This window comes from Candidatus Omnitrophota bacterium, from assembly GCA_014728045.1.
Lineage (GTDB): Bacteria > Omnitrophota > Gorgyraeia > Tantalellales > Tantalellaceae > WJMH01.
This window is the reverse complement of the sequence record WJMH01000021.1, coordinates 1-2,289: the sequence shown is the minus strand read 5'-3', so window position 1 is coordinate 2,289 and position 2,289 is coordinate 1. Positions and strand designations below refer to the sequence as shown.

Here is a 2,289-nt window from a genome sequence, read left to right as displayed (position 1 = left end):
TCCTCACAAAACAAAATGAAAAAGGGCAGTTTTAAGACTTGCCCAGGTCTGTGTGTGTTTACGCCGCCTTGTTATCCACTCGACGGGGGTAGTAGGTGATCCACCCGTTGTTCTTTTTGGTACGTCGCCAACTCTTCGTTGGCTCGTACCTCCGGGTTTCTCCGTTGAAACTCACCGGGACCTCCCCCTCAGGTTCCACGGTCTCATTCACCCCGTTCCAATTGTCCGGAACGAACACCGCAAAGGAATTCCCACTCTTGAATGCACAAGGGGTGGGATCCCTCTTCGGAAGTTCTTCCTTCTTCTCCCTCTTCGCCTTGGGAGCCTTCGCCTTGGCTGCCTCCTCGGTCAGCCGACGAACTTCCTCACGAAGTTCTTGCATTGTCTGAGCGATATCCTCAGGGATCGCCTGCTGGGGCTCCGGCTTTGCCTTTGCCTTTGCCTTGCTTCGCTTCGGCTTTGCTTCAGCCTTCGGCTCGCTCTTTCCGGGAAGTGCCGGAGGGGCACTCTTCTTCTCGAACATATTGTCAATCTCCTGTTCCGTCATGGTGCTGTTGTTGCTGTTGCTGTTGCTGTTGCTGTTGGTCATGGTTATATCTTACCTATTCTGTATATCAGAGTTGAATGTAGGGCTATAGTGCCCTACTGATCGATGCCGGTCTCGGAAGCGCCGACCAGCGGGCCGGTCGGCTCAAGAAAAGCGCATGCGAGTATTAGATACTGACTGTACGGATCAATCTATTGATCCGCATATGTCAATACCTAAGCTGCGTAACGCTTGCCTCTTTTGGCAATATGCCTGCGCTTTTTCTCCTCGCGCAAACGCTTGCCAAGAACCCTTTCCATCACTTGCAATTCTGCAAGATCCTGTTCGGGGTCCTCCTCCTGAAGGTCTCTGAAATAGACTTCATCCTCCATTTTTTGGAAAATGTCGTCTACCTCTTCCAACGTCAGCGGTCTTCCAGCCCCTCCGTCGAAAGAAGCCGACCCGTCTTCGTGAATCCGGACATCTTCCAGACTCACTCCTTCTCGAATCTCTCGAATGATCTCAATATCCATAATTGGCTTCCTCTTCTGCGGTCAGCTTGCGAACGAAATGGTGATAATCACCCTCGTCCCATGCTCCCTCTGGCTTTCCTGTGAAGGAAAGATAGGAGATTGTCTCATCTCCATTGGTAAAGACAATTTCGTGAACCCGGATATCTTCCAGGTTCACACCTGCTTTCTTAGTATCCATCTCAATATCTCCTCAGCTTTGTACCGCCGCGATGATCTTGCCCACCCACTTCTGGGTGTCTTCGTGCGAAGCGTCAATCACGCCACCCGCATCGAAGAACTCAGCCAGATCGGCGACCAAATCCCGAACCGGAAAGTAACCCAGAACCTCATCTCTGACCTGGTGCTCCTGCATCCGCTTGAATCCCACATCCTTCGGCTGAAGCCAGCCACGAAGCTGCTTCTCTCCGTAGGGCTCAATATCACCCTCCTTGACTTCCCGGAAATCAATCTCTTTCGGATCGAGAATATGCCCGAAACGATACGGAGAACTCTCGTTGCGCTCGTCCGGAATGATGCCAATCTCGACACCTTCGTACTGCGAAAGATCCGACAGGCATCGCTTCGGCACACAATAGTGCCCTTCCGAGCCCTGAATGCTCAGGGTGAATCGAACACCATCGGCCCGAATCAAACGGAGCCCTTTGAAGATCTGAAATCCCCAACCTTTGCTGCTTTGAGGAATGCACTTCAGAAGTGCACGAACCCTCTTTACAGTCAGGCTGTTGTCCAGCCCAGTATCAACCTTCACGATTTTTTCCATCTCAATCTCCTCAGCTTTTAACAGAAAAGGTTTATTTTTACAAGCCCAAACCCTTAGGCTTCCGGGCATCAAAGAGTGTGTAAGTTCCCCTACACACTCTTTGATGTCCGGCCAGATTCCCTCTGGCCGGGGGGGTTAGTACGCTTCTTCGGCCCACGCGAGCTTTCGCTCGCGATCAACTACAACTTCCCAGCTGTAGTTGTAGCCGTCATAGAAGAGGGCTTTCCAGCCCTCTTCCGTGCAAGACTCGCACAAGGGAACGTGATACGTTCCCTTGTGCGAATGACCTGCCCCGCATACGGAGCAGGTCATTCTTGCGCCCCCCACCAGCGCACTGCGGCCTGCGGAGCCATCCCCATGGCCTCGCAGGCGTCAATCCACACTCCCGGAGCAACTGCGCTCCGGGAGTTGTTTTCGTTTTCCCACTCCCCAATGGGAGTGGGAGCGTCGGTGGTTGGTCCGTGGGACAC

5 protein-coding genes are annotated in these 2,289 nt (G+C 52.9%); all 5 read right to left on the bottom strand.

All coding sequences use genetic code 11. The annotated features are described in order from the left end of the window. Nucleotides 1-58: 58 nt before the first annotated feature. The 5 genes from GF409_07415 to GF409_07395 all read right to left on the bottom strand — a co-directional run bounded on the left by GF409_07415 (nucleotide 59) and on the right by GF409_07395 (nucleotide 2,131). Nucleotides 59-523: a hypothetical protein gene (locus tag GF409_07415; protein ID MBD3427037.1), complete on the bottom strand. Its 465-nt coding sequence runs from the start codon at nucleotides 521-523 to the stop codon at nucleotides 59-61. Nucleotides 524-762: 239 nt separating this feature from the next. Then, nucleotides 763-1,059 carry a hypothetical protein gene (locus tag GF409_07410; protein ID MBD3427036.1) on the bottom strand — a complete coding sequence of 99 codons (297 nt, stop codon included), beginning with the start codon at nucleotides 1,057-1,059 and terminating at the stop codon, nucleotides 763-765. Further along, nucleotides 1,049-1,237 (bottom strand): hypothetical protein, encoded by a 189-nt coding sequence (locus GF409_07405; protein ID MBD3427035.1) that lies wholly within the window; start codon nucleotides 1,235-1,237, stop codon nucleotides 1,049-1,051. Before GF409_07405 ends, GF409_07410 begins: the two co-directional genes overlap by 11 nt. Before the next feature lie 12 nt (nucleotides 1,238-1,249). Beyond that, entirely contained in the window at nucleotides 1,250-1,819 is a 570-nt protein-coding gene (locus GF409_07400) for a hypothetical protein (GenBank protein MBD3427034.1), read from the bottom strand. A gap of 135 nt (nucleotides 1,820-1,954) precedes the next feature. Then, nucleotides 1,955-2,131 (bottom strand): hypothetical protein, encoded by a 177-nt coding sequence (locus tag GF409_07395; protein MBD3427033.1) that lies wholly within the window; start codon nucleotides 2,129-2,131, stop codon nucleotides 1,955-1,957. Nucleotides 2,132-2,289 lie beyond the last annotated feature (158 nt).